The sequence below is a fragment of the Variovorax sp. PBS-H4 genome, assembly GCF_901827205.1.
Lineage (GTDB): Bacteria > Pseudomonadota > Gammaproteobacteria > Burkholderiales > Burkholderiaceae_C > Variovorax.
In genome coordinates, this window is sequence record NZ_LR594675.1 from 907,382 (window position 1) to 934,094 (window position 26,713).

Consider the following 26,713-nt stretch of genomic DNA (forward strand, 5'->3'; position numbering starts at 1 on the left):
CCCCCGGGTAGAACGCTCGTTAGCCCCCCAAGGCAGAACGCCCGCTATTTCTTCCGAGCAGCGATCGCCTGCTCAGCCTTCGTCACCAGCTCCGCGCCGATCTGCGGCTTCCACTTCGCGTACACGGGGCGCGTCGCCTTCACGAAGGCTTCCCGCTCTTCCGGCGTGAGCTGCGTCACCGTCACGCCCATCCCCGCAATGTCCTTCAGCACGGGCTTGTCCGCTTCTACCAGGCCCTTGCGCGCGAGCTCGATCTCCTGCTTGCCGGCATCGATGGCAGCCTGGCGCACGATCGCCTGGTCGGCCGGGGTCCACGAGGCCCAGGTGTCCTTGTTGACCACGAACACCAGCGGGTCGGCCATGTAGCCCCACGTCGTCACGTACTTCTGCCCGACCGTGTGCATCTTGAGTATGGTGAAGAGGAAGAGCGGGTTCTCCTGCCCGTCCACCGCACCGCTCGCCAGCGCAGGCTGCGCATCGGCCCAGCTCATCTGCGTCGGGTTGGCGCCCAGCGCGCTGAACATGTCGGAGAAGATGGGCGAGCCCACCACGCGGATCTTCATGCCCTTCAGGTCTTCAGGCGATTTGATCGGACGTTTGGAGTTGGTGATCTCGCGGTAGCCGTTCTCGCCCCAGGCCAGCGGCACCACGCCCGACTTGTCCAGCGTCTTGAAGATCTCCTTGCCGACCTCGCCCTGCGTCAGCGCATCGACGGCCGCGTAGTCCGGCATCAAGAAAGGCAGCGAGAACAGGTTGAGCTGCTTCACCTGGGGCGACCAGTTGATCGTCGAGCCCACCGCCATGTCGATCACGCCTTGGCGCAGCGCGCTGAACTCGCGCGTCTGGTCGCCCTGGATCAGCGAGACGCCCGGGTAGAGCTTGATGTTGATGCGGCCCTGCGTGCGCTCCTTCACCAGGTCGGCCCAGATCTTGCCGGCCTGGCCCCAGGGCGTGGGCGGTCCCAGCACCAGCGACATCTTGTATTCGGCCTTGTAGCCTTGCGCCGGCGCGGACACCGAGAAGCTGCCCAGCGTGGCAGCGACCGCCAGCAGGCCGAGCAGGGAACGACGGAATTTCATGAGTCTGTCTCCTTCAAAAATTCAATAGCCGAGCGCGTGCGGCAGCCACAGCGCCAACTGCGGCCAGATGATCACCGCCACCATCACGAGGAACATCGCGAACAGCATCCAGCCCACCCAGCGCACCGTTTCTTCCATGCGCACGTTGGCGATGCGGCACGACACCATCAGGTTGACCGCCAGCGGCGGCGTGAACTGACCCAGCGCCACCTTCAGCGTGAGGATCACGCCGAACCACACCGGGTCCCACTTGTAGTGCTGCACGATCGGCCACAGCAGCGGCACGAAAATCAGGAAGATCGAAACGCCATCGAGGAACATGCCGACCGTGATGAGCAGCAGGATCAGCAGCGACAGCACGCCGTATTCCCCCAGCCCCGAGTTCACGATCGCGCGTGTCACCGGATCGATCACGCCCAGCGTCGACAGCGAGTAGGCGAAGATGCCCGCCAGCGAGACCACCAGCAGGATCACCGCCGACAGCTCGCCCGACTCGCGCAGGATCACGAACAGGTCCTTGACCCGGATCGTGCGATGCACCGCCATGCCCACGAAGAGCCCGTAGAACACCGCCACCACCGCTGCCTCGGTCGGCGTGAACCAGCCCGCGCGCATGCCGCCGAGGATCAGCACCGGCGCCGCGAGGCCCCAGATCGCGTCGCGCAGGCTCTGCCAGAAGGGCGGCCGCGGCAGCGTGGCCTCGAGCGCGCCCATGCGGTGGCGGCGCGCCATCCACACGGCCGGCACGATCAGCGCCACGCCCGCCAGCACACCCGGCACCATGCCGGCCGCGAACAGCGCCGGCACCGAGGCGCCCGGCACCAGCACCGAATAGACGATGAAGGCCACCGAGGGTGGGATCAGGATGTCGGTGGCAGCGGCGGCCCCGACCACGCTGGCCGAGTAGGCCGCCGGGTAGCCCGCACGCGACATCGCGCCGATCATCACTGCGCCGACGGCCGCTGCATTGGCGGGGCCCGACCCCGAGATGCCGCCGAGGAACATCGCGACCACGATGGCCACCAGCGGTAGCATGCCCGGCCCGCGCCCCACGATCGCGATCGCGAAGTTGACCAGGCGCAGCGCCACGCCCGAGCGGTCGAAGATCGAGCCCACCAGCACGAACATCGGGATCGCCAGCAGCGGGTACTTGCCCAGCCCGGCATAGAAGTTCTGCGGCACCGCCAGCAGCCCGAACCACTGGGCATCGGCGTTCGCCAACCCGATGGCCACGGCGCCCGCGAGCCCCAGTGCCGCGCCGATCGGCACGCCCACCAGCATCATGACGATGAAGGCGGCAAACAGCAGCGCCGGAATCATTGGCGCGCGTCCTCGGCACGCCGTTCGCGGCTGCGCCGGATGAACAGTCCCACCGCGCGCAGCCCGATCGCCAGGCAGACGATCGGCAGCCAGATCGAATACCACCACTGCGGCACGCCGATGCCGGGCGAGGTTTCCTCGAACCGGTAGTCGTCCCACACCACGCGCACGCTGAGCGCCGCGATCAGGAAGAAGAGCGCGGCCACCATCAGCGCGCCGAACTGCGCGAGCCGCTTGCGCCGGCCGATGGAGCCGCTTTCGGCGAAGTACTCGATGCGGATGTGCCGGTCGCGCGCCACCGCGGCCGAGCCCGCGACCATCGCCAGCAGGATCATGAGGAACACCGAGAACTCTTCCGTCCACGCGAACGAGGAATCGGTGAAGTAGCGCACCAGCACGTTGGCGAACGTGATGCAGGCCAGCAGCCCCATGATGATCACGGTGGCCCAGTCTTCGATGGCGAGCGGGACGCGTGTCGGCTCGTCGGTTGCTTCGATCTCGGGGGGCAGGGGGGTGGCGGCGTCCAGCAGGGGGCCGGACTCGGGAGGAGAGGACATCAAGGGGAACGGAGGCAGCGGCCAGGATTGGGCCACCGGGGATCGTAACGATCGATAACCGTTTGCCCCATCGGGGCTTTCCTTAGGGCCGCTCGCCGAGACAGGTGGCCGGCGCGCCCAGCGTCCGGCAAGGGGCCGTCATTTCACGAGCACCTGGACCTTGAGCGGCAGCCGCCCGAGCGTGTCCTGCAGGCGCGCCTGCAACGCCTGCACCGCCGGCCCCGCGGCAGCGGCATCGATGGTCACCGTGAGCGACTTCTCGCCCTCGGCCCGCACCGCCGGGCGCGCGGCGCCGGGCAGGTCGAGCTCGGCCCAAGCCTCCTCCACCAGCGACTCCGCCACGTGGCGGGCAGCGAGGGCACGCAGCTCGGGCTTGAAGATCTTGCCGACATTGGTCATCGGCATCTGCTCGATCACCACCACCGACCTGGGCTTGGCCGGCGCTTCGTCCACGCGCGCCGCGGCAAAGGCCAGCAGCTCGGCCTCGCTCGCCTGCGCGCCAGGCACCAGCGTGGCGAAGGCCACCGGCAATTCGCCCGCATAGGCATCCGGTGCGCCGACCGCGGCGCACAGTTGCACCGCGGGATGCGCGCCCAACGCATCCTCGATGGTCTTGGGGTCGATGTTGTGGCCGCTGCGGATGATCAGGTCCTTGGAGCGGCCGCTCAGGTTGAGGCGCTCCTCGCCGTCGATCCAGCCCAGGTCGCCGGTGGCCAGCCAGCCGTCGGCAGTGAAGGTCTTCGCGTTGTCTGCCGGATCGACGAAGCCCGAGAACAGGTTGGGCGACTTGAACAGCACCATGCCCTGCTCGCCCGGAGGAAGCGCCTGGTCGCTGGCATTGCCGTGCTCGTCCAGCGCCACGATGCGGATCTGGGTCCACGGCAGGCGCAAGCCCACGCAGCCCGGCGGGCCGATCACGCCGGGCGGTGTGATGGTGGAGATGCCGGCCATCTCGGTCATGCCCAGGCTCTCGTGCACGTGCAGGCCGAACAGGCGCTCGAAGCGCGCCGCCAATTCAGGCGGCAGCACCGCGGCGCCGGTGCGGCAGTAGCGGATGGAGGAGATGTCGGCGCCGTCCAGCGGCACGTTGGCCAGCGCCGCGAGCACGGTGGGCACGGCGGACAGCGACGTCGGCCGGTGCTTCTCGACCAGCTTCCAGTAGTTCGCCATCACCTGCCGGTTGCGCAGCAGGGTGGTGGTGGGAATGATCACTTCGACCCCGGCCGAGAGCGAGGCCAGCGAGGCCGGCAGCACGCCCGCCACATGGAACAGCGGATAGCCGTTGATCGTGATGTCGTGGGGCCCCTGGCCCGTCATGTTCACGCTGGCGAAGGCGGTGAAGACCTGCGCGCCATGGCTGTGGCGCGCCAGCTTGGGCGCGCCGGTGGTGCCGCCGGTGTGGAAGTAGGCGGCGATGTCGGCGCGCTGGATGTCGCGGCCGCTCACCAGGCGGGCATCGGGCTCGCGCGCGCGCTCCGTGGCGAAGTCGAGCACGCCCGCGGGCAGGGCGCCCGCGGCACCCGGCGCCTCGTCATGCGGCGCCACGCGCAGCACGGTCGTGAGCGTCGGCACCTGGCCGCGCAGGCGCAGCGCCTTTGACCACATGCCGCCATCGTCGTCAGCGCCCCAGGCGATCAGCACCTTGGCGCGGCCGGCCGTCATCAGTGAAACCAGCTTCTCGTCGGTCAGCAGCGGATTGAGCGGCTGCGCAATGCCGGCCGCGCTGCCGCCCCACAGCGCCAGGTGGTACTCGAGGCAGCCCGGCAACAGGATGGCCACCGCATCGTCCGGCCCGACGCCGAGCCTGTGCAGCAGGTTCGCGGTCTGGTGGATGCCTGCCAGCAGCTGGGCATAGGACCAGCGGATCGGTTCGTCGGCCGGGTCGCCGCTGCGCAGGAAGGTCAGCGCCGTCTTGCCGCCGAAGGCCGCGGCGGCGTTGCAGAAGATCTCATAGGTGCTGCGCACCGTCAGCGCCTCGTCCAGCGGCGTTGCTTCGAGCCGGCGCACGTCCTCGATGCTGCGGATGGGAAAGGACGCGCTGAAGGGCGCGGCCGTCGCGCGTGTCTCGCTCGTGCTCATGACGGGTCTCCTCGTTCGGGCGTGGGTCGATGCGCGCCGCGCTGCGTGGCGCGCTTTGCCCATTGTGAATGCGTCAGTGCCTGGCAGGCAGGGCTTGCCGCCCGAGCGCGGCGAAGCGCTGCAGGTGATGGTCCTCGTCGCCCAGCTGGTGGTCGATCATCACCAGCCGCTTCGCGTAGTGCGCGAGCGGCAGCTCCCAGGTCATGCCGATACCGCCGTGCATCTGGATGCTTTCCTCCGCGACGAGCGTGCCGATGCGCCCGATGCTCGCCTTGGCGGCCGAAAGCGCCCGCTCGCGCGCCACGCGGTCCTCGCCGTCGATCGCCGCGGCGGCATTGATCACGGCCGAGCGCGCCTGCTCCACTTCGAGCAGCAGGTCGGCCATGCGGTGCTGCAGCGCCTGGAAGCTGCCGATCAGCTGGCCGAACTGCTTGCGCGTGCGCAGGTAGTCGAGCGTGGCCGCCTTGGCCGCTTCCATCGCGCCCAGGCTCTCGGCACACAGGGCGAGCAGGCCTCGGCCGATGGCGCGCTCCAGCGTCGCGTAGCCCAGGCCTTCGGTGCCCAGCAGCGCGCCGCTTTCCAGCTTCAGCCCGTCGAACACGAGCTCGGCCACGCGGCCGCCGTCGATGGCGGGGCAGCCGCGCACATGCAGGCCCTGGGTCTTCGCCGGCACGAGGAAGAGCGAGATGCCGGCCTCGTCGCCGTCCGCGCCCGAGGTGCGTGCCGAAACCACGAACAGGCTGGCCTGCTCGCCTTGCGGCACCACGGCCTTGGCGCCGTTGAGCAGCCAGCCGTCGCCGCTGCGCTCTGCGCGCGTCTGCACATGCGCGGTTTCGTAGTGTGCGCCGGGCTCGTCGTGCGCCAGCGCCGCGATGGTGCTGCCCGCGATGATGCCGGCCAGCCCTTCTTTCTGCGCTGCGTTGCCCGCCGCGGCAATCGCCTCGCCGGCCATCACCGCTCCCAGCACCGGCTCGACGACCAGGCCGCGGCCCAGCGCCTCGAAGACCACCGCGACATCGAAGCCGCCGCCGCCGAAGCCGCCGTCTTCTTCGCGAAAGAGCGCGCCGATCACGCCCAGCTCCGCAAACTGCTCCCAGATCCTGGCGCTGAAGCCTTGCTCCGACTTCGCGATGCGGTCGCGCGCGTCGAACGCGTACTGCTCGGCGATGAAGCGGTTGAGGCTGTCGGCGAGCATGCGCCGGTCTTCGGTGTGTTCGAAATTCATGGTCTTGTCCTCACAGTCCCAGGATCATCTTGGAGATGATGTTCTTCTGGATTTCGTTGGAGCCGCCAAAGATCGAGAGCTTGCGGTTGTTGAAGTACTTGGCCGCGGCAGGCGCCGCTTCGGCCGGGCCGAAGGGCGTGGCTTCGAATCCTTCTTCCAGTGCCGCTTCGACGAAGGGCCGCGCGTAGGGCCCCATCGCGCGCCGGATCAGCGAAGAGATTTCCTGGCGGATCTCGGTCCCGCGGATCTTGAGCATCGAGCTCTCGGCGCCCGGCACGCCGCCGCCCGCCACCGCCGCGATCACGCGCAGGTTGGTGGTCTTCATGTTCTCCAGGTCGATCTCGACGCGCGCCATGCGCGCCGCGAAAGCCGGGTCTTCCGACAGCGGCCTGCCGTTCTTCGTCTGCTTCGCCGCGATCGCCTTGAGCTGCTCCATCGCCGCCACCGAGAAACCCACGCCCGCGATGTTGGTGCGCTCGTAGGTCAGCAGGTACTTGGCGCAGGTCCAGCCCTTGTCCTCCTCGCCCACCAGGTTCTCGGCCGGCACGCGCACATCGGAGAAGAACACTTCGTTGACCTCGTGCTCGCCGTCCAGCGTGATGATCGGCCGCACCTCGACCCCCGGCGACTTCATGTCGATCAGCAGGAAGCTGATGCCTTCCTGCTTCTTGGCCTCGCGGTTGGTACGCACCAGGCAGAAGATCATGTTCGCGTGCTGGCCCAGCGTGGTCCAGGTCTTCTGGCCGTTCACGAGGTAGTGCGGCCCCTGCGCGTCGACGCCCTTCACCGCCGAGGTCTTGACCGAGGCCAGGTCCGAGCCGGCGCCCGGTTCGGAATAGCCCTGGCACCACCAGTCCGAGCCGTCGAGGATGCGCGGCAGCCAGCGGCGCTTCTGTTCCTCGTTGCCGTACTTGATCAGCACCGGTCCCAGCATGTTGACGCCGAAGGGCACGATGCGCGGCGCATGGGCCAGCGCGCATTCGTTTTCGAAGATGAACTTCTCGACGGCCGTCCAGCCCGGTCCGCCGTACTGCTCGGGCCAGTGGTTGGCGAGCCAGCCGCGCGCGTTGAGGATGGCGTGCCATTCCTCCATGTCGGCCTTGCCCAGGTGCTTGCCGTGGGCCACCTTGTCGGAAAGGCGCTTGGGCAGCTTCTCGGCGAGGAAGCTGCGCACCTCGTTGCGGAAGGCTTGTTCTTCGGGGGTGAAGTTGAGGTCCATGGCCGCCGTCTCCTTCAATAGATTTCGAACAGGCCCGCGGCGCCCATGCCGCCGGCGATGCACATGGTCACGACCGCGTACTTCGCGCCGCGCCGCTTGCCTTCGATCAGCACGTGGCCCGCGAGCCGCGCACCCGTCATGCCGAAAGGGTGGCCGATGGAGATCGCGCCCCCGTCGACATTGAGCCGCTCGGCCGGAATGCCGAGCTTCTCCTGGCAGTAGATGGACTGCGAGGCAAAGGCCTCGTTGAGTTCCCAGAGGTCGATATCGTCGACCTTGAGGCCGTTGCGCGCCAGCAGTTTCGGAACCGCGAACACCGGGCCGATGCCCATCTCGTCGGGCTCGCAGCCGGCCAGCGCCAGGCCGCGGAAGGCGCCCAGCGGCTTCAAGTTGGCGCGCTCGGCTTCCTTGGCTTCCATCAGCACACAGGCCGAGGCGCCATCGGAGAGCTGCGAGGCATTGCCCGCGGTGACGAACTTGCCCGCGCCCATCACGGGCTCCAGCCTGGCCAGCGCCTCGTAGGTGGTACCGCGGCGGTTGCAGGTGTCGGCATCGACGGTCGCCTCCTTGTAGCTGACCAGCTTGGTTTCCTTGTCGGTCACCGCCATGGTGGTCGTGCAGGCCACGATCTCTTCCTTGTAGCGGCCGGCGAGTTGCGCCTCTTCCGTCTTGCGCTGGCTCTCCGCCGAGAAGCGGTCCTGCGCCTCGCGGCTGATGTTGTAGCGTTCGGCCACGATGTCGGCGGTCTCGATCATCGAGAGGTAGAGCGCGGGCTTGTGGTCGACGATCCAGGGGTCCATGCCCGAGTCACCGCTGTCGGTCGCGCTGCGCGAGCGGATCTGCGAGATGCTCTCCACGCCGCCCGCGATCATCGCCGGAACGCCCTCGGCCACGATGCGGCCCGCCGCCATCGCGATGGCCTGCAGGCCCGAGGCGCAGAAGCGGTTGACCGTGGTGCCCGCGATGCTGATCGGAAGCCCCGCGCGCACGACGGTCTGGCGCCCCACGTTGCGGCCGGTGGTGCCTTCGGGGTAGCCGCAGCCGAGGATCGCGTCCTCGATCAATGCCGGGTCGATGCCCGCCCGGTCGACCGCCGCGCGCACCGCGAAAGCGGCGAGCGTGGGGCCGGGCGTGACGTTGAATTCGCCGCGGTGCGCCTTGGTGAGCGGCGTGCGGGCGGTCGAAACGATGACGGCTTCGCGCATGGTGAATGTCTCCTGCTCTGGCTTACTCGGATTGGTTCAGGCTCGCGAAGTCTGCGCCGCGCTCGACCAGCTCGACGAGCAGCGGCGAGGGCTTCCAGAACAGCGGGTCTTCCTTGGCGAACTCGCGGATGTCGGCCAGCACCTTCGGCAGGCCCACCGTGTCCGCGTACTTCATCGGCCCGCCGCGGTGGCGCGGGAAGCCGTAGCCGTAGAGGAAGGTCACGTCCACGTCCAGCGGGCGCAGCGCGATGCGCTGGTGCACGACGTTGGCGCCCTCGTTGATCATCGCGGCCATGTAGCGGCGCATGATTTCTTCGTCGGTGAAGGTGCGCGGCGTGATGCCGGCGCGCTGGCGCTCGGCCGCGATGATCGCTTCCACCTCCGGGTCCGGTGTGCCGGTGCGCGCGCCCTCGGGGTACAGGTAATAGCCGCGCCCGGTCTTCTGGCCGAACCACCCGCGCTCGCAGATGCGGTCGGCGATCTGCACGTAGCGCGCCTTCGGGTCGCGCGTGGCCGCCTTGCGCTTGCGCGTGGCCCAGCCGATGTCGCCGCCCGCCAGGTCGGACACCTGGAACGGCCCCATCGGGTAGCCGAAGTCGCGCACCGCCTGGTCGATCTGGTAGGGCGAGGCGCCGTCTTCCATCATGTGGTCGGCCGCCTGCCGGTACACCGCGAGGATGCGGTTGCCGATGAAGCCGTCGCACACGCCGGCGCGCACCGGCGTCTTCTTCAGCTTCTTCGCCAGCTCGAAGCCGGTGGCGACCACGTCGGCGCTGACCTTGGCCGGCACCACGATCTCCAGCAGCTTCATGATGTTGGCCGGCGAGAAGAAGTGCAGCCCCAGCACATCCGCAGGGCGCGAGATGCTGGCCGCGATCTCGTCGATGTCGAGGTACGAGGTGTTGGTGGCCAGCACCGCGCCGGGCTTGCACACGCGGTCGAGCTCGGCAAACACGGCCTTCTTGACCGCCATGTCCTCGAACACGGCCTCGACCACCAGGTCGACCTGGGCGAGCGCGTCATAGGCGGGCGAGCCCGAGAAGCGCGCCATCACCGCCGCCTTGCCCTCGGCCGTCATGCGGCCCTTCTGGATCAGGCCGTCGTAGACCTTCTCCACATGGGCGCGGCCGCGTGCGAGGCTGGGCTCGTCGCGCTCGACCATGGTCACCGGCAGGCCGGCATCGAGCATGGCGACCGCGATGCCCGCGCCCATGGTGCCGCCGCCGACGATGCCGCAGGATTCGACCGGGCGCGGCTTCGCCGCCTTGGTCTCCGGCGCCTTGAGCACCTCGCGCTCGGCGAAGAAGGCATGGATCAGGCCGGCGCGCTGCGGGCTGTCGATGCACTGCAGGAAGAGCTTGCGCTCCAGCGCCATGCCTTCGTCGAAGGGGAGCGTGAGGGCGGCCTCGACCGCCTCGACGATCTTCATCGGCGAGAACAGGCCCCGGCTCTTCTTCGCGGTCTCGGCGCGGGCCGCTTCGAGCGCGGCGCGCTGCGCCGCCTTGTCGGTCAGCGCCAGCGTCGCATCGCGCGAGCGGCGCACGGGCCCCTTGAACTTGGCCAGCTCCTGCGCGAAGGCCAGCCCTTCGGCCCGTGCATCGGCGCCTTCGCCGAGGCGATCGACCAGGCCCAGGTTCATCGCTTCCTTTGCGCTGGCGTGGCGGCCACTCAGCATCAGGTCGAGTGCGGCCTTCACGCCCATCAGCCGCGGCGCGCGCTGCGTGCCGCCGGAGCCGGGCATCAGCCCCAGCTGCACTTCCGGCAGGCCCAGCTTGGCGGAAGGCACGGCCAGGCGGTAGTGCGCCGACAGCGCGATCTCCAGCCCGCCGCCGAGCGCCGCGCCGTGGATCGCGGCGATCACCAGTTTGTTGCGGCTTTCGATGCGGGCGCAGACCTCCGGCAGCGAGGGCTGCTGCGGCGGCTTGCCGAACTCGCGGATGTCGGCACCGGCGATGAAGTTGCGGCCCGAGCCCACGAGCAGCACCGCGGCCACGGCGGCATCGGCCTCGGCTGCATCCATGGCGGCGACCAGGCCGCGGCGCACGTCCACGCCGAGCGCGTTGACCGGCGGGTTGTCGATGGTCACGACCAGCACATCGGCCTGGCGCTCGAAGCGGACGGGTTCGGCAACGGAAGAGGAAGAAGTGGCGGGCGTGGCCATGTAGGGTGTCTCCGTGAGAGGGCGAACCTGCGCCGGTTCGCCAGTGGCTGGGGTGAACCCAGCATTCTTGGACAGCCCTCGTGTTTTGACAATTGCATGAGCCGTTGACAGACTGTCAAGGAATCTTTGACAGAATTCCGCCACCATGGATTTGCAGTCGCTGACCCTGCTGGTCGAGATCCTCGATGCCGGCAACCTGAGCGCCGCCGCGCGCCGGCTCAAGATGAGCCGCGCCAACGTCAGCTACCACCTGAACCAGCTGGAGCGCTCCGTCGGCGCCCAGCTCGTGCGCCGCACCACGCGCCGCGCCGAGGCCACCGAGATCGGGCAGCGGCTCTACCAGCATGGCCTCGCGATCCAGAGCGAGCTGCAGGCGGCGCGCGAATCGGCTTCTTCGCTGGGCCAGGGGCTGGTGGGGCGGGTGCGGCTCAGCGTGCCCAGCGGCTACGGGCAATTGGTGATGTCCGACTGGCTGATCGACTTCAAGCGGCTCTACCCCGGCATCGTGCTCGACGTGCTGTTCGAGAACCGCATCGAGGACCTGTTGCGCGACGAAGTCGACATCGCGGTCCGCGTGATTCCCGAGCCGCCGCAGAACCTGGTGGCGCGGGCGCTAGGGCCCGTGCGCTACGTGGCCTGCGCCTCGCGCGCCTACGCCGAGGAACACGCCATGCCCACGCAGCTCGACCAGTTGAGCAGCGCGCCGGTGGTGACCGCGGCCGTCATCGGCCGGCAGCTGCGCATGTCGGCCTACCAGGGCGAGGAGCGACGCGAGGTGGTGCTGGAGCCGACGCTGATCTCCGAGAACTTCTTGTTCCTGCGCCAGGCCATCCTCGCCGGCCTGGGCATCGGGCTGGTGCCCGACTACGTGGTGCAGGAGGACGTGCGGCGCGGCGAGGTGCTGACCACGCTGGACGACTGGCGGCTCAGCATCTTCGGCACGCAGATGTTCATGCTTTACATGCCGAACCGGCAGCACACGAGGGCGACGCGGACGTTCATTGAGTTCATCCTGGAGCGGGCTCGGGGGGTGTCTGCGGCATCCCCAGTTCACCTATGAAGATCCTGATTCTCGGCGGCTACGGCAACTTCGGCGCGCGGATCTGCCGGGCGTTGGCATCTGATCCTGACATCGAGCTGTTGGTAGCCGGGCGGGACGCCGGTAAAGCATCAGACCTGACCCGGGAGCTCGGGCCGCGGGCCACCGCGTTGGCACTTGATCTGAGGACGGCCGAGCTGGCCGGCCAGTTTGCGGCGCTGGGCGTGAACCTGGTCATTCATGCTGCCGGCCCCTTCCAGGAACAGGGGTACGGCGTTGCCATGGCGGCCGCAGAAGCCCGTGCGCACTACTTGGACCTGGCCGACGGCCGCCGCTTCGTGTGCGATTTCCCCTCCGCGCTGGATACAGCATTTCGCCACGCTGGCCGTACGGGCATCAGTGGCGCGAGCACTGTGCCTGCGCTGTCCTCGGCTGTCATAGACGCCCTCTGCGTCGGCTGGAAGCGCATCCACAACATCGACATCTGCATTGCTCCTGCACAGACTGCGCCGCGCGGCGATGCGACGCTGGCCGGCGTCCTCAGCTACTGCGGTGAAGAAGTGACCGTCTGGCTGGAAGGTCGATGGCAGACGCGGCGAGGCTGGGCGCACTTGCACCGCGAACGCTTTGCCCGCCTGCGATCCCGCCTCGGTGCGCTGTGCGACATTCCTGATCTAGAACTCTTCCCGAGCCTGTATGGCGTGCGCGACAGGGTCATGTTTCGGGCTGCCGTCGAGGTCGGAATGTCGCAGCGCATTCTGGCTTTGATGGCCGCGTTGCGGGCTGCGAAGCTGATTCCCCAGCCGGCTCGTTGGGCGAGCGCGCTGAACAGGGCCGGACAAATCTTCAACGCCTTTGGGTCGCGCTTGGGCGGCATGGTGGTTCGAGTGTCCGGTTGCGATGGGGATGGCCGCGATACGACAGCGGCCTGGCATATCGCCGCCGACGACGACCATGGTCCGGAGATACCGTGTATGGCGGCAATCCTGCTCGCCCGGCGCCTGGCCCGCGGGGCTGCCCTCCCGGTCGGGGCATTCACGGCCGCGCGTTACTTGACGCTCCAAGACTTTGCTCCGGAGTTCGCTCGCTGGGGCATGCGGACCGACAAGGAAGAGGGAGGTGCCGATGCCACGGAGTGAGCGTCCTGTATCTTCTTCCGCGAATGCACTTCGTTTGGCCGCCAGGCTGGTCTTGACTGGATCCTTGTATGGCACATGAGAAACTTGAATTTGTGATGCCGGCTCCAGCGTCGGTCGTGTTCGATGCCTTCCACTACCACCGGTGGCGGATCCATTGGGACTCGCTCGTATCGAGAACGAGGATTCAAGACGGCGCTCCTTGTCCGTCCGTGGGCGCCGTCAGTAAGAACACAGGAGGTGGCTTGCTGCGCGCCTTATCGATGTCGACAAAATTCGTGTCCTACGAACCACCGCTGCTTGCTGCAGCGACCATGGTGGGGCGGTCATTCCCGTTTGCCCGCTGGGCAGCGTCCATGCGCCACGTAGACCTCGAGCACGGGAGCTCAATGCTGGTCTACACCTACACGTTTGCCGTCGCACCCACTGCGGTCGCGTGGTTGATGGAGCCCATCGTGAACTGGATATTTGTTCGCGCCACGGTCAAGAGATTCCGGCGGTTGGAGGCATTCCTGGCGGCTCAGGCCGCAGACGTTCTGGCGTGGCAGACACGAGACAAGCCGCTCACGGCGCCCTCGACACCAGCGCACCCATCTGCCCCACCACATCCGCACAGACAGCCGCGCTTCCCGGCATGAACCGATGCAACATCACCCGGAATATCGCCCCTGTGTCGAAGATGCCATGAACCCGGACGACGTCCATCGCACGAATCAGCCCGGCTGCGGTCCGTCGTAGCCCTCGATGATGACCAGGTCGATGGTCGACACCGGCGACGCCCGCAGCGCGATGGCCGCCTGATACTCCGGCGAGTTCCAGCAGTCCACTGCAGCCTGATAGGAAGGGAATTCGAGAACCACGTTGCGGCTGCGGCTGCTCCCTTCCGGATTCTCGAACTCGCCCCCGCGCACCAGGAAGCGTGCGCCGAACTTGCGGAACGGCTCGGCGTTGGCCGCGACGTAGGCCTTGTACTTTTCCGGGTCGGCAACATCGACCCGCGCGATCCAGTATCCCTTTGCCATGCGATTCTCCGAAGCGTGAGGAGTGCGAGTTTCGCGGAGGCGCGCCCTGCAGGGCAAGCTCCGTGGGCGTGGCTGGCCCTTGCCGCCAGGCCGCAGGCCGAGGTGGGGCCTTTTCTCGGCCTTGATCCGCCATTTGCTTCTACCCGGCATCACCAAGAATCTATCAACCGCGCGTGAGCGCGGGCCACCACAACTTCTCGAGGGATCCCACCAATGAAGAACTGGAAGATCAGCGCGCGGCTGGGGCTGGGTTTCGCCCTGCTGTTGGTGCTGCAACTTGCCATCACCGCCATCGGGCTGAGCCAGATGGCCACGCTGTCCGACCAGATCCGCATCACGAACGAGATCGGGGCAGGCAAGCGCTACGCGCTCGGGAGTGTGCAGTTTGCCATCGGCGAGCGCGCCATCGCGGCGCGCAACCTTGCGCTGGTCACCGACCCGGCCCTGCAGAAGAGCGACCTGGGGCGCGTCAAGTCTTCCCAGGCGCAGATCGACAAGGGCATGGAGCGGCTCGCGGCCATCCTGAAGGACCCCGCTGCCGCAACCGCCGAGGAACGCCGCATGTTCGAGCAGCTGCAGGCCCTCGAGGCCAGGTACCTGCCGATCGCTGGCAAGGTGGTATCGCTCGCCACATCCGCGAAGACCGAGGACGCCGTCCGCGCGCTGACGCAGGAGTGCATGCCGCTGCTGACCCAGGTGATCGCCCACGTCACTGCGTTCGAGAAGCTGCTGAAGGAAGGCTCCGACCAGAGCGTGGCCGCCGCGCAGGCGGCCTACGGCAATGCGAAGTGGGTGATCATGCTGATCAGCGGGCTCTCGCTGCTGGCGGGGGTGGCCACGGCCGTCCTGCTGACGCGCTCCATCACCCGCCCGCTCAACGCGGCGGTCGCGGTGGCGCAGACGGTGGCGTCGGGCGATCTCAGCAGCCGGGTGGTGGCGAACTCGCGCGACGAGACGGGGCAGTTGATGCAGGCGCTGCGCGACATGAACGACAGCCTGGCCAAGGTGGTGGGCGAGGTGCGCAGCGGCACCGACACCATTGCGACCGCGTCGGGGCAGATCGCCTCGGGCAACCAGGATCTCTCGTCCCGCACCGAGGAACAGGCCAGCTCGCTGGAGCAGACCGCGGCGTCGATGGAGCAACTGACCGGCACCGTCAAGCAGAACGCCGACAACGCGCGCCAGGCCAATCAGCTCGCCGTCTCGGCATCCGAAGTGGCGGTGAAGGGCGGCGACGTCGTGAGCCAGGTGGTCGACACCATGGCTTCGATCCATGCCTCGTCCAAGAAGATCGTCGACATCATCGGCGTGATCGACGGCATCGCCTTCCAGACCAACATCCTCGCGCTCAACGCGGCGGTGGAAGCCGCGCGCGCCGGCGAGCAGGGGCGCGGCTTCGCGGTCGTGGCCTCCGAAGTGCGCAACCTGGCGCAGCGCTCCGCGGCGGCAGCCAAGGAGATCAAGGGCCTGATCGACGACTCGGTCGGCAAGGTGGACGCGGGCACCGCGCTGGTGGGGGAGGCCGGCAAGACCATGGAAGAGATCGTCGCCAGCGTGCGTCGCGTGACCGACATCATGGGTGAGATCACCTCCGCCAGCCAGGAACAGACCGCGGGCATCGAACAGGTCAACCAGGCCATCGCGCAGATGGACCAGGTGACACAGCAGAACGCCGCGCTGGTGGAACAGGCTTCGGCCGCGGCGCAGTCGATGCAGGAGCAGGCCGGCGGCCTGTCGCAGGTGGTCAGCGTGTTCAGGCTGGAGCGCGGCCAAGCCTAGAGCTTCGTGCTTTGCGAATGGAAGCGGTGAACAGTTCGGCCAAGAGCAGTCCTTGACGCTCGTTGGCGGATTGCGCCTTTTTCTTTCCATCCCCGAGGCAATGCCATCGAAGCAGTATTGCCATTGGCAAGCAAGGCGACAAGCGCGTTATGCCCGAAGGTGTGTAGACCCGCTAGAGGCCAGGCGGGCAGCTGCCAAAGCTTCATCAGTCCAGCGAACGCAGGCTTGCCCATGCAGGCCCTTAGCCAGCCGCGCGCTGCTTGAGCGCGAGCTTGGTTGCGGTGGTTCACATGTGTGGTCGCTGGAGGTGCTTGATGATGTTTGCCGCCGCGCCCACCGCCATGCCGCGGAGCCCGCCGCCAGTGGTGCCGCCGATGTGGGGCGTGAGGACCGCATTCGGGGCGTCGCGCCACGGTGAGTCTTCGGCCATCGGCTCGACCGCGAAGCAGTCCATGCCTAGCTGCAGGTGGCCGGCCCGGAGCCGGGCCTGAATCGCCGCCTCGTCGATCAGGCCGGCGCGGGCGGTGTTGATGACGATGGCGTTCTGCCGCAGCAGGCCGATGCGGCGCGCGTCCAGCAGCCCTCGGGTGGCATCGTCCAGCGGGCAATGCAGCGAGAGCACGTCGCAAAGTGGCAGCAGTTCCTCCAGGGCGCACAGGACCACGCCCGGAGGCAAGGTGGACGGTTCGATGTACGGATCGCACACCCGCACGTTCATGCCGATGGCCAGGGCGATGCGCATCACCCGCGCACCGATCGAGCCGCAGCCGACGATGCCGAGCGTCGCGCCCGACAGCTCCAACCCCATGTAGTCGGCCTTGTCCCAGTGGCCGTCGTGCATCCGCCGATTCAGCCATGGAATGCGGCGCGCGCAGGCCAGCATCAGGCCCAGGGTGTGTTCGGCGACGGCCTGGCTGTTGGAGCCGATGGCCGCCACGGCCGCGATGCCGAGTTCGCGGGCGGCCTGCTGGTCGATGGCGTCCATGCCGATGCCGTGGCGGCCGACCACCTTCAGGCGCGGCGAGGCCGAGAGCACGCGGCGATCGATCCGGCCGTAGCGCGCGAGGATCGCGACTGGCTGCTCGCGCTCGCACAGCGCGACGAGCTCGTCCTGGCCGAACGTGGCGCCGGTATAGACCAGCCGGTAGCCGGCCAGCAGGGCGACGGCGTCCGGATGGATCTTCGCTTCGGTGACGACGATGGTGTCGGTGGTCATGGCGCTACTTGCTCCCTGCAGCCGCACGATGCAGCGCCAGACCCGGCACGCCGAGCTCTGCATGCAGCACCGCGCCGTGGGTGGAATCGGTGACGTACAGCGTGCGGCGCGCGGGACCGCCGAAGGCAAGGTTTGTGATCGACGCACCCGGCGCGCCGCGCAGCACCAGCTCGGGCTCGGCGCGTGTGTTCAGCACCCAGACGTAGCCCAGGCCCGGGTTGGCCACGAGCAGCCTGCCGTTCTGGTCTACGGCAAGGCCGTCGGGGCCGCTGGCGCCGTAGGAGGTGAAGAACTGACCCACCTTGGAGACGCTGCCGTCCGCTAGCAGCGGCACGCGCCAAACGCAGTTGCCGCGCGTCACCGCGAGATACAGCACCCTCTCGTCCGGTGATAGCGCCACGCCGTTGGGACTGGGCACGTTGTCCAGCAGCAGGTCCAGCTGCCCCGAGTGGCGCAGCCGGTAGAGGCGACCCGTCGGGTCCTGCAGGCCGGTCTGCCCCTGGTCGGTGAAGTACAGGTTGCCTTGGCTGTCGAAGACCAGGTCGTTCACGCCCTTGAAGCGTTCGCTGTTGCGGCGCTCCAGCCAGGGCTCGACGCGACCACTGCCGAGGTCCAGGCGCATCAGGCCGTTCTTGTAATCGGTGATGAGCAGGGTATGCACATCCATCAGCTTCATGCCGTTGGGTTCGCCGTCGTATTCGGTGACCAATGTCCACTCGCCCGCTGCGTCGATGCGGAAGATGCGGCCGAACGGAATGTCGGTCACATACAAGTTGCCCTGGTCGTCGACCACGGGGCCTTCGAGGAAGGAGTCCGTCGGATGGCCGCCCCGGTTGGCCCGGCTCCAGTCGCTGTGCTGGCGCTCGCGGAACCGGTCTGGCAGGCGGGTGAAGGGCTGGAGGTCGGCGACCTGGGGTGGCTGGAGCAGCAACATGGCGGAGACGTGATGTCGGTGGGGTCAGTCGAAGCCGTACAGGGCGGCGGGGTTGTCGACGAGGATGCGGTCCATCTGCCGGTCGTTGGCGCACCAGCTGCGAAACCGGTCGAGCAGTTGCGCGTCGTCCACGCTGCCGGCCGGGGCCACGGTGTGGGGCCAGTCGCTGCCCCAGAGCATGCGCTCGGGGGCAGCGGCCAGCAGCGTTCGTGCCACCTCGTCCCTGGCTTCGCGGCCCGCTGCACCGGTGCCCGCTTCGATGTACGGGGCGGAGAGCTTCATCCACGTTCGGCCTCCGTCGAGCAGCGCGCGCACCAGCGCGAGCGCGTCGCCGTCCGCGCCGTCCATCGAGGCGATCATGCCGAGGTGGTCGATCACCAGCGGCACCGGCAGCGACCGCAGCACCGGCGCGAGTTCCACCAGCGTGCCCGCCCGCGCCAGCACCTGGATGTGCCAGCCGAGCGCGGCGACCTTGTCAGCCAGCGTGGTCAGCATCTGCGGCGTGGTCACGCCCCAGGACTGCGGGCTGTAGAAGTTGACCCGAAGGCCACGGATGCCGTGCCGGTGCAGGCGCTGCAGCTCGGCGGCGTCGACGTCCGCATCGACCACGGCCACGCCGCGTGCCTGCGGGCCGAGTTCAGCCAGCGCGGCCAGGGTGCACCGGTTGTCCACGCCGTAGGTCGACGGCGTGACGACGACGGTGCGCGTCGTGCCGATGCGCTGCTGCAGCAGCCGGTAGGCCGGCACGTCGGCCACCGGCGGCGTGCGGCGCCAGTGCGGCGACGGTGGGAAGCGCGGATCGAAGATGTGCATGTGGCTGTCGCAAGCGCCCGCCGGCAGCGTGCGCGCGGGCGCCGAGATGCCGGCCGAATGCGGTACGACGATGCCTGCCACGTCAGTCGACCTTGATATTGCCTTTGCGGATCACGGCCGACCACTTGGCCGATTCCTTCTGCAGGAAGTCGGCGAACTCGGCCGGCGTGTTGCCGACCGGCTGGGCGCCCATGTCGGCGAAGCGCTTCTTCAGCTCTTCTTCCTGCAACGATTCGGCGACCGCCTTGTGCAACTGCTGCACCACGGCGTCGGGCGTGCCGGCGGGCAGCAGCAGGCCGTTCCATTCGTACGCTTCGTAGCCGGGCAGCACGGACTCGGCCACGGTCGGCGCGTCGGGCAGCAGCGTCGAGCGCTTGGGCGACGTGATGGCCAGCGCGCGCAGCTTGCCGGAGGTCACCAGCGGGTAGCTCGCGGCCAGCGTGCCGAACATGAAGTCGACCTGCCCGCCCATCACGTCGGAGATCGCCGGGCCGCCGCTCTTGTAGGGCACGTGCAGCATGTCCAGGTTCAGGCCCTGGCGATACAACTCGGCCGCCAGGCGCTGCACCGTGCCGCTGCCGCCCGAGGCGAAGGTGAGCTTGCCGGGCTCGGCCTTGGCCTTGGCGACCAGGTCCTTCTGGTCCTTGATCGGTGAGTCCTTGCGCACGATCAGCACGTTGGGCGAGAGCGACACCAGCGACAGCGGCTGGAAGCTCTTCACCGTGAAGCTCAGGTTCGCGTAGAGCGAGGGATTGATGGAGAACGGCGTCGCGTCGTACAGCATGGTGTAGCCGTCGGCCGGCGCGCGCGCCACGAAGGCCTGTCCGATGGTGCCGCTGGCGCCCGGACGGTTGTCGATGATGACGCTGGTGCCCAGCCGGGTCCCCATGCGCACCGCGAGCTGCCGGGCCAGCGCGTCGGCGGCACCACCGGGCGCGTAGGGCACGACGATCGTGATGGTGCGCTCGGGGAAGGCCGCATGCGCGGCGCCGGCAATCACGGCGCAGGCCAGGACGATCGATTTCAGGAGTTTTTTCATGGGTCGGTCTCTTCGGAAGTGGGGGCGGCCGTGATCAGTCGACCTTGGTGCCGACGGTGCGGATGAGTGTCTCCGTTCCGGCATGTCGGGCGATCGACCGCGCTCAGTCGAGCTTCAGATCCAGTTCGCGCGCCGTCTTCGTCGCCGCCTTGATCTCGCCGTCGAGCTGTGCGGTGAACGCGCCGCCGCAGGTGTTCTGCGGCTGCATGCCGAGGCCTCGCAGCTTCTCGGCCGTGGCCGGTACGCGGGCGAAGTCGGCGGACGCCTTCGTCAGCTTCGCGACGATCTCGGGCGGCGTGCCGGCCGGCGCGAGCAGGCCGTACCACGCATCGGCCGAGTAGCCTTTGACGCCAGATTCCTCGAAGGTCGGCACGTCCGGCAGCAGCGGCGAGCGCTGCGGCGACGCCACGGCCAGCGCGCGCAGCTTGCCGCTCTGCACCTGCGGAATGACCGAGCCGAGCGTGGCGAAAGAACTGTCCACCTGGCCGCCCATCAGGTCGGTCACGGCCTGCGCCGCACCCTTGTACGGGATGTGGTTCATCCGCGTGCCGGCGAGCCGGTTGAACTGCTCGCTCGCGAAGTGGCCGCCGCTGCCGCTGCCAGGTGTCGCGTATGTGCGCTCGCCAGGCTTGGCGCGCACCGCCGCGAGGAACTCGGACAGCGTCTTGACCGGCATCGACGGGCCGACGACCAGCACCGTGGGGCTTACGGCCATCGAGCACACCGGTACGAACGAACGCAGCGCGTCGAACTTGACCCGGTTGCTGTAGAGCGCCGGGATCATCGTGTGGTTGAGTGCGCCCAGCAGCAGGGTGTAGCCGTCGGGTGGCGCGGAGGCCACGGCTTCGGCCGCGAGGATGGTGTTGGCGCCGGGCTTGTTGTCGACCACGACCGGCTGGCCGAGTGAACGCGCGGCGAACTCTCCGAAGGCCCGGGCGACCACGTCGGTCGGTCCGCCGGCGGGAAAGCCGACGACCAGGCGGATCGGCTTGGTCGGATAGTTGTCCTGCGCTTGCGCGAGGGGTGCGATGGCGGCGAGGCCGAGCAGGGCCAGGACGGCCGTGGTGCGGACAGGGAAATGCATGTCGTGTCTCCTTCGGTATTCGGATGCCGCCCGGCTCCCCGCGGAAGCCTGGGGCGGCGCTGTCGGGGTGCGTGCCCGCTCAGGCGATGGCCGAGGGCTCGACCCCCTCGATCACCGAGCGCACATTGCGTGCGGCTGCGGTGCCCATGTTCACGTAGGCGTCGCTCGTGACGCCGCCGATGTGCGGGCTCAGGATGAAGCCCGGCTGGCCCTTGAACACGTTGTCGGCTGCGAGCGGTTCGATAGCGAAGCTGTCGAGCCCGGCGGTGCGCACCTGGCCGCTCTGCACGGCCGCCAGCAGCGCGGGTTCGTCGATCAGACCGCCACGCGCGGTGTTGACCACGATCACGCCCTTCTTGCAATGCGAGAGGCTGGAGGCATTGAGCAGGCCGCGGTTCTCGTCGGTCAGCGGGCAGTGCAGGGAGATAGCGTCCGATGCGCGAAACAGGGTCTCCATGTCCACCACCCGGATGTGGTCGGGCAGGTCTTTCGCGAACGGGTCAAAGCCGATGACCTTCATGCCCATGGCGTCGCACATCTTCGCGAAGCGCCGGCCGATGGCACCGAGGCCCACCAGCCCGATGGTGCGGCCGCCGAGCTCGAGGCTCTTGTGCGTAGCCTTGTCCCAGTGGCCGGCATGCATGCGGTCGTTGAGCTGCGGGACCGACTTGGCGCAGGCCAGCAGCAGTGCCAGCGCCTGCTCGGCCACCGCGGCCGAGTTGGCGCCGACGGCGGCGCGCACCGCGATGCCGCGTGCGGCAGCTGCGGCCTTGTCGATGGTGTCGGTGCCGCTGCCGTGCTTGGAGATCACCTTGAGCGACGGTGCCGCGTCCATGGCGGCGGCATTGACGCCGTTGTAGCGCACGATGATCGCGACCGGGTCATTTGCACCGCAGAGCGCCACGATGTCGTCGGCCGTCGGCGTCTTGCCGGCGTAGACGACCTCGTAGCCGTCGAGCAGCGCCAGTGCCTGGGGCGCGAGGTCGGCGCCGGTGACCAGCACCCGCGGCTTCTTTGTGGCGGAAGCGGTCGAAACAGGCAGGGCGCTCACAGCGATTCGCCTTCCTTCAACACGCCAGCTGCACGCAGGGCGGCTGGCAGCCATTTGCTGGCGGTGTCGCCGCGACCGATGGCGTCCAGGCGCGCTGCTTCGTCGGCCACCTTCTTCACGGCCAGGTCCATCATGCCGGGCGCCTTGGCGCGCTCGATCACCGTCACGCCATCGGCGTCGCCGACGACCAGGTCACCCGGGTTCACGGTGATGCCGCCTGCGGAAATCGGATGGTTGATGCGGCCGGGCACGTACTTGGTGGGGCCGGCGGGGTTGAAGCCGGCACTGAAGACGGGGAAGTCGAGCTCCAGGATCTCGAGCTTGTCGCGGATGGCGCCGTCGACGATCACGCCGGCCAGTCCGCGCTTCTTGCAGGCGCTGAGCATCAACGTGCCCATCAGCGCGGCGGTCTGGTCGCCCTTGCCGTCGATGACCAGCACGTCGCCGGGCTGAGCCAGGGCGATCGCGGCGTGGATCATCAGGTTGTCGCCGGGGCGCACTTCGACGGTGAACGCCGGGCCGGCGACGATCATCTGCTTGTCCACCGGCGCGACGCGCGCATGCATGGTGCCGCGGCGGCCGGCCACGTCGGCCAGGATGGCGGCCTGAAAAGTCTTCGCCTGGGCAACGACTTCGGGGGCGACACGTTCGATGTCGCGGATGATTTCTGGGCACTGGCTCATGGGATGGTCCTGTGTGAAGACGGTCTGAGATGGAGACGGAGAAATGGGATTGCGGCGGCGCAAGCTCAGTCGAGCTTGATGTTTCCGTCGCGGATGACCTTGGCCCACTTGGCGGAGTCGGCCTTCTGCATCTCGCCGAGCTGGCGAGGCGTGCCGCCGACCAGCGTGACGCCCAGGCGGTTGGCCAGTGCGACGATGTCGTCGCTCTTGAGCGCCTTGTTGATCTCGGCGTTGAGCCGCCCGACCACATCGGCGGGCGTGCCAGCCGGCGCGAAGACCGCCTGCCACTGCTCCACCACGAAGTTCGTCATGCCCGACTCGCTCATGGTCGGCACGTCGGGCAGCGCCTTCAGGCGCGCGGAAGAGGTCACGGCCAGGGCGCGCAGCTTGCCGCTCTGCACGTGCTGCAACGCGGCGGCCACGGGCGCGAACATGAACTGCACCTGTTCGCCCAGGGTGTCCTGCAATGCCGGGGTGTCGCCCTTGTAGGGCACGTGGATGAATTTCGCGCCCGTCTGCTGGCTCAGCAACTCGCCCTGCATCTGCAGGATGGTGCCGCTGCCGCCGGAGGCGTAGGCCAGCTTGCCGGGCTGCGCCTTCGCTGCGGCGACCAGTTCGGCCACGGTCTTGAAAGGCTGCTTCGCACCGACCACCAGGATGTGCGGGATGGTGCCGATGGTGACCACCGGCTCGAAGCCGGCGATCGGGTCGTAGGGCAGCTTGCCCATCAGGTGCGGCGCAATGGCCTGCGGGCCGATCGAGGTCCCCAGCAGGGTGTAGCCGTCGGGTGCCGACTTGGCCACGTAGGCCGCACCGATGGTGCCGGTGGCGCCCGCGCGGTTGTCCACGATCACGTTGGTGCCGAGTGCGGCGGAAATGCGCTGCGCCACGCTGCGGCCCAGCACGTCGGTGCTGCCGCCGGGCGGGTACGGCACGACCCAGGTGATCACCTTGCCGGTGGGCCACTGGCCCTGCGCGCGTGCCAGCGGCGCCATGGTGGTGAGGCTGGCCGCCGCGGCCAGTGCGAGCACGTGGCGGCGGGAGAAGGGCGTGGCTGTGTCTTTGATGTTCATGTCGCTTGTGTCGTCAAGAAAGGGAAAGCGGGCTGGCCGGCGTGAAGCCGTACAGGGCGGCGGGGTTGTCCACCAGCACGCGGCACAGCGTGTCTTCGTCGCTGCACCAGCGTGCGAGCGCGTCGACCTGTGCCGCGTCGTCCGGCATGGGATGTCGGCCGGCGGATGCGGTGGCATGCGGCCAGTCGCTGCCCCAGACCACGCGGTGGGGCGCGGCCTGCAGGTAGCTGCGCGCCAGCACGTCGAGCGCGGCATCGTCGGTGCGATGCGTGGCGCTGACGATGTAGCCGCCCGACAGCTTGATCCAGGCGCGGCCTTCACGCAGCAGGTCGAGCACCAGCGCGTGTGCGGCATGGCGGCCGGCGTCGGCCGGCGCGATGCGCCCGAGGTGATCGAACACCAGGGCCACCGGCAGATCGCGCAGAACCGGCGCCAAGCTCAGCAGCGTGTCGGGCGCTGCCAGCAGTTGGAGGTGCCAGCCCAGCGGCGCGATGCGTTCGGCCATCGGGCGCAGCGACCCGGCGGGCGGGTGCGCACCCAGCGACAAGTTGAAACGGATGCCGCGCACGCCCAGGGCGTGCAGCGCCTGCAGCGCCTCGTCGGACACCGTCTCGTCGAGCACGGCCACCCCGCGTGCGGCATCGCCGAGTGCCGCAAGGCCCGCGAGCATGCAGCGGTTGTCGATGCCGTAGGTGGACGGCGCGACCAGCACCGCGCGAACGGTGCCGATGCGCTGCTGCAGCAGGCGGTAGTCGTCCACCGAGGCGTCGGGCGGCAGCAGCCGGGCATCGGGCGTTGTCGGGAAACGCGCGTCGTACACATGCACATGGCAGTCGCAGGCACCCGCCGGCATGGCCGTGCGCGGCGGCGCAGTGCCGTCCGAGAAAGGCACTGGCCGTGGGACCTGAAGGCGCGTGTGCATGACGTCGGTTGCCGAAATGGCGGTCAGTCGATGGTCGCGCCCGATTCCTTGACGATTTTTCCCCAACGCGTAATGTCGGCCTTGAGCAGCGCTGCGAAGGCGTCCGTTGTACCGCCCATCACGTCGCCACCGTCGGACTTGAGCTTGGCGGCCGAGTCGGGGTTTTGCAGCACCTTATTGATCTCGACATTGAGCGTGCGGACGATCTCCGCGGGCGTGCCGGCCGGTGCCAGGATGCCGAACCACGAGACGGCGGCGGAGTTCTTGTAGCCGGCTTCGATCAGCGTGGGCGTGTCGGGCAACTGCTCCGAGCGCTTGGTGCCGGTCACCGCCAGGGCGCGGATCTTCTTGTTGCGGATCTGGCCGAGGAGCGTCGGCACCGACGAGGCGTAGATGTCGATCTGCCCGCTGACCAGGTCGGTCAGTGCTTGGGCGGCCCCCTTGTAGGGCACGTGCTGCAGCTTGATGCCCGCGGCCTTCTCGGCGATCTCGCTCGACAGGTGGGCCACCGTGCCGTTGCCCGAGTAGCCCAGCGTGACCTGGCCCGCCTTGGCCTTGGACGCGGCCACGACATCGGCGAAGTTCTTGTACGGCGAAGCCTCCGGCACCGCGAACACGATGGGCGAATTGCTCACCAGCACGACTGGCGTCAGGTCTTTCAGCGGGTCGTAGGGCAGCTTCGAATACAGCGTTGGGTTGATTGCCAGGTTGCTGGTCTGGCCCATTACCAGTGTGTAGCCGTCGGCCGGTGCCTTGGCGACCTGGTCCACGCCCAGGTTGCCGCCCGCTCCTGGACGGTTGTCGATGACGATCGTCCACTTCAACGTTTCGGTGAGCTTCTGTGCCACCGTGCGGGCGATCATGTCCGTGCCGCCGCCGGGCGGGAACGGCACGACCAGGCGGATCGGGCGCGACGGATAGGCGGCCTGCGCCGATGCGCTGATGGGCGCCATGAGAGGCGCGCTGGCCGCGAGAGCGGCGATAGCGATGAAGAGGCGACGCGAAGCGACGCGCCGGGTGCGAATGATCGGCATGAACTTGTCTCCGTTGGGCGAACTGCCCGGCCATGTGGATGGGCCGGTGCGTTCGTGGAAGGCAAGTATTCGCGCTGGGACCAGCGCGGTCTAATCAATAATTTCTTGAAATCGATAAATCCGGCTTGGGGTATCAACGCAGCGTCGTGGTTGCGTGCTTGGCGAGCAGGCCGATCAGCCGCTGCGCCGCGGGCGACACATAACCGCTCTCACGGTAGGTAACCACCATGCGGCGGCGCATCGTCGTGTTCTTGATCTGCACTTCGCGCAAAGCTGCACCGGAACGCCCTTCCTGCAGATGCAGGCGCGAGATGAAGCTCAGCAGGCCGGTTTCGTTGATGAGGCTGGGCAGCATCAGCAGCATCGTGCTTTCCACCTGCACAATCGGGCGCGGCTGGTGGTGCCTGTCGAAGGTCTGGTCGAGCCAGTCGCGCGTGGGCGCCCCGGGCGGTTGCAGCACCCACCGGTAGCCTCGGAGGTCCTTGAGCGTAGGCTTGCGCTTCCCGAAGATCTCGTGCGTGCTGTTGGCCGCGACGACGATCAGATCCTCCGCAAGGAACTGCGAGGTGAAGCCCGGTTCCTTGATCCCCTCGGTGCCGACCATCAGGTCGATGTCCCCGGCGCGCAGAAGCGGTGTGAGGATGTCGCCAAGACCCACTGTGGTGCGCAAGGTGATGCCCGGCGCCTCGACCATCAGTTCACGCGCAGCCGGCGGCAACAGGAACTGCGCCGCCGTCGGGACGATGCCCACGCTGATCGTGCCCTTGAGGCCACGTCCGATGTCGCCGATCTCGCGGCGCGCGCTCTCGACATCGAAGCGCGTGCGCTGCGCCCACTTCAGCAAGGCGTGACCGGCCGTGGTCAGCGTGATGCCACGCCCCGTCTTTTCGAAGAGCGCCGCGCCGCAGGCCTCTTCGAGGCGACGGACGCAGCTGGTCAACGCGGGTTGCGTGCGGTGCAGCCGCTCGGCGGCACGGCCGAGGTGCTCGAGCTCGGCGATGACTTCGAAGTACTGGAGGTCGCGCAGGTCCATCGTCGTCGCG

Annotated in this window: 23 protein-coding genes; 3 read left to right on the forward strand and 20 right to left on the reverse strand. The window is 68.3% G+C overall.

The genetic code is table 11. The annotated features are described in order from the left end of the window. Positions 1-44 precede the first annotated feature (44 nt). The 8 genes from E5CHR_RS04335 to E5CHR_RS04370 form a co-directional block, all read right to left on the reverse strand. A complete protein-coding gene (locus tag E5CHR_RS04335) occupies positions 45-1,079 on the reverse strand; it encodes a DctP family TRAP transporter solute-binding subunit (protein ID WP_162578540.1) in 1,035 nt (344 codons plus the stop codon). 21 nt (positions 1,080-1,100) lie between these two features. Beyond that, positions 1,101-2,399, reverse strand: coding sequence for a TRAP transporter large permease (locus tag E5CHR_RS04340; RefSeq protein ID WP_162578541.1), 1,299 nt, complete (start codon positions 2,397-2,399; stop codon positions 1,101-1,103). Continuing rightward, positions 2,396-2,956 carry a TRAP transporter small permease gene (locus E5CHR_RS04345; RefSeq protein ID WP_162578542.1) on the reverse strand — a complete coding sequence of 187 codons (561 nt, stop codon included), beginning with the start codon at positions 2,954-2,956 and terminating at the stop codon, positions 2,396-2,398. The genes E5CHR_RS04340 and E5CHR_RS04345 overlap by 4 nt, the downstream gene beginning before the upstream one ends. 138 nt (positions 2,957-3,094) lie before the next feature. Beyond that, a complete protein-coding gene (locus tag E5CHR_RS04350; RefSeq protein WP_162578543.1) occupies positions 3,095-5,035 on the reverse strand; it encodes an acyl-CoA synthetase in 1,941 nt (646 codons plus the stop codon). A gap of 73 nt (positions 5,036-5,108) precedes the next feature. Next, positions 5,109-6,260, reverse strand: a complete 1,152-nt coding sequence (locus E5CHR_RS04355) for an acyl-CoA dehydrogenase family protein (RefSeq protein ID WP_162578544.1) — start codon at positions 6,258-6,260, stop codon at positions 5,109-5,111. Positions 6,261-6,270: 10 nt separating this feature from the next. Continuing rightward, the gene (locus E5CHR_RS04360; RefSeq protein ID WP_162578545.1) at positions 6,271-7,479 is read right to left on the reverse strand and encodes an acyl-CoA dehydrogenase family protein; all 1,209 of its coding nucleotides are present in this window, start codon (positions 7,477-7,479) and stop codon (positions 6,271-6,273) included. Between the two features lie 14 nt (positions 7,480-7,493). Next, entirely contained in the window at positions 7,494-8,684 is a 1,191-nt protein-coding gene (locus E5CHR_RS04365; protein WP_162578546.1) for an acetyl-CoA C-acyltransferase, read from the reverse strand. Positions 8,685-8,706: 22 nt separating this feature from the next. Further along, positions 8,707-10,845, reverse strand: coding sequence for a 3-hydroxyacyl-CoA dehydrogenase NAD-binding domain-containing protein (locus tag E5CHR_RS04370; protein ID WP_162578547.1), 2,139 nt, complete (start codon positions 10,843-10,845; stop codon positions 8,707-8,709). A gap of 145 nt (positions 10,846-10,990) precedes the next feature. Between E5CHR_RS04370 and E5CHR_RS04375 the strand changes: the two genes are divergently transcribed. Together E5CHR_RS04375 and E5CHR_RS04380 are read left to right on the forward strand one after the other, a co-directional pair. After that, positions 10,991-11,905: a LysR family transcriptional regulator gene (locus E5CHR_RS04375; protein ID WP_162578548.1), complete on the forward strand. Its 915-nt coding sequence runs from the start codon at positions 10,991-10,993 to the stop codon at positions 11,903-11,905. Continuing rightward, positions 11,902-13,023: a saccharopine dehydrogenase NADP-binding domain-containing protein gene (locus tag E5CHR_RS04380; protein ID WP_162578549.1), complete on the forward strand. Its 1,122-nt coding sequence runs from the start codon at positions 11,902-11,904 to the stop codon at positions 13,021-13,023. Before E5CHR_RS04375 ends, E5CHR_RS04380 begins: the two co-directional genes overlap by 4 nt. A gap of 710 nt (positions 13,024-13,733) precedes the next feature. On the opposite strand, the gene E5CHR_RS04385 is transcribed toward E5CHR_RS04380, so the two are convergent. Continuing rightward, entirely contained in the window at positions 13,734-14,042 is a 309-nt protein-coding gene (locus E5CHR_RS04385) for a DUF1330 domain-containing protein (protein WP_162578550.1), read from the reverse strand. A gap of 213 nt (positions 14,043-14,255) precedes the next feature. On the opposite strand from E5CHR_RS04385, the gene E5CHR_RS04390 reads away from it, so the two are divergent. After that, positions 14,256-15,821 carry a methyl-accepting chemotaxis protein gene (locus E5CHR_RS04390; RefSeq protein ID WP_162578551.1) on the forward strand — a complete coding sequence of 522 codons (1,566 nt, stop codon included), beginning with the start codon at positions 14,256-14,258 and terminating at the stop codon, positions 15,819-15,821. A 286-nt stretch (positions 15,822-16,107) separates the two neighbouring features. Here E5CHR_RS04390 and E5CHR_RS04395 read toward each other — a convergent pair whose 3' ends face one another. The 11 genes from E5CHR_RS04395 to E5CHR_RS04445 all read right to left on the reverse strand — a co-directional run bounded on the left by E5CHR_RS04395 (position 16,108) and on the right by E5CHR_RS04445 (position 26,703). Beyond that, positions 16,108-17,037: a hydroxyacid dehydrogenase gene (locus tag E5CHR_RS04395; RefSeq protein ID WP_162578552.1), complete on the reverse strand. Its 930-nt coding sequence runs from the start codon at positions 17,035-17,037 to the stop codon at positions 16,108-16,110. Between the two features lie 4 nt (positions 17,038-17,041). Then, positions 17,042-17,971 (reverse strand): SMP-30/gluconolactonase/LRE family protein, encoded by a 930-nt coding sequence (locus E5CHR_RS04400; protein ID WP_162578553.1) that lies wholly within the window; start codon positions 17,969-17,971, stop codon positions 17,042-17,044. A gap of 24 nt (positions 17,972-17,995) precedes the next feature. Further along, entirely contained in the window at positions 17,996-18,865 is an 870-nt protein-coding gene (locus E5CHR_RS04405) for an amidohydrolase family protein (protein WP_232061948.1), read from the reverse strand. Between the two features lies 1 nt (position 18,866). Beyond that, a complete protein-coding gene (locus E5CHR_RS04410; RefSeq protein WP_162578554.1) occupies positions 18,867-19,823 on the reverse strand; it encodes a tripartite tricarboxylate transporter substrate binding protein in 957 nt (318 codons plus the stop codon). Positions 19,824-19,926: 103 nt separating this feature from the next. Beyond that, entirely contained in the window at positions 19,927-20,907 is a 981-nt protein-coding gene (locus E5CHR_RS04415; protein WP_162578555.1) for a Bug family tripartite tricarboxylate transporter substrate binding protein, read from the reverse strand. A gap of 79 nt (positions 20,908-20,986) precedes the next feature. Then, positions 20,987-21,958 (reverse strand): NAD(P)-dependent oxidoreductase, encoded by a 972-nt coding sequence (locus E5CHR_RS04420; protein ID WP_232061949.1) that lies wholly within the window; start codon positions 21,956-21,958, stop codon positions 20,987-20,989. Further along, complete coding sequence (locus E5CHR_RS04425; RefSeq protein ID WP_162578557.1) at positions 21,955-22,641, reverse strand: RraA family protein; 687 nt, start codon at positions 22,639-22,641, stop codon at positions 21,955-21,957. Before E5CHR_RS04425 ends, E5CHR_RS04420 begins: the two co-directional genes overlap by 4 nt. Before the next feature lie 65 nt (positions 22,642-22,706). Continuing rightward, positions 22,707-23,714: a Bug family tripartite tricarboxylate transporter substrate binding protein gene (locus E5CHR_RS04430; protein WP_162578558.1), complete on the reverse strand. Its 1,008-nt coding sequence runs from the start codon at positions 23,712-23,714 to the stop codon at positions 22,707-22,709. 13 nt (positions 23,715-23,727) lie between these two features. Beyond that, positions 23,728-24,636, reverse strand: coding sequence for an amidohydrolase family protein (locus E5CHR_RS04435; RefSeq protein WP_162578559.1), 909 nt, complete (start codon positions 24,634-24,636; stop codon positions 23,728-23,730). Between the two features lie 23 nt (positions 24,637-24,659). Continuing rightward, on the reverse strand, positions 24,660-25,670 hold the full coding sequence (locus tag E5CHR_RS04440) for a Bug family tripartite tricarboxylate transporter substrate binding protein (protein WP_162578560.1): 1,011 nt from the start codon (positions 25,668-25,670) through the stop codon (positions 24,660-24,662). A 133-nt stretch (positions 25,671-25,803) separates the two neighbouring features. Next, positions 25,804-26,703, reverse strand: coding sequence for a LysR substrate-binding domain-containing protein (locus E5CHR_RS04445; protein WP_162578561.1), 900 nt, complete (start codon positions 26,701-26,703; stop codon positions 25,804-25,806). Positions 26,704-26,713 lie beyond the last annotated feature (10 nt).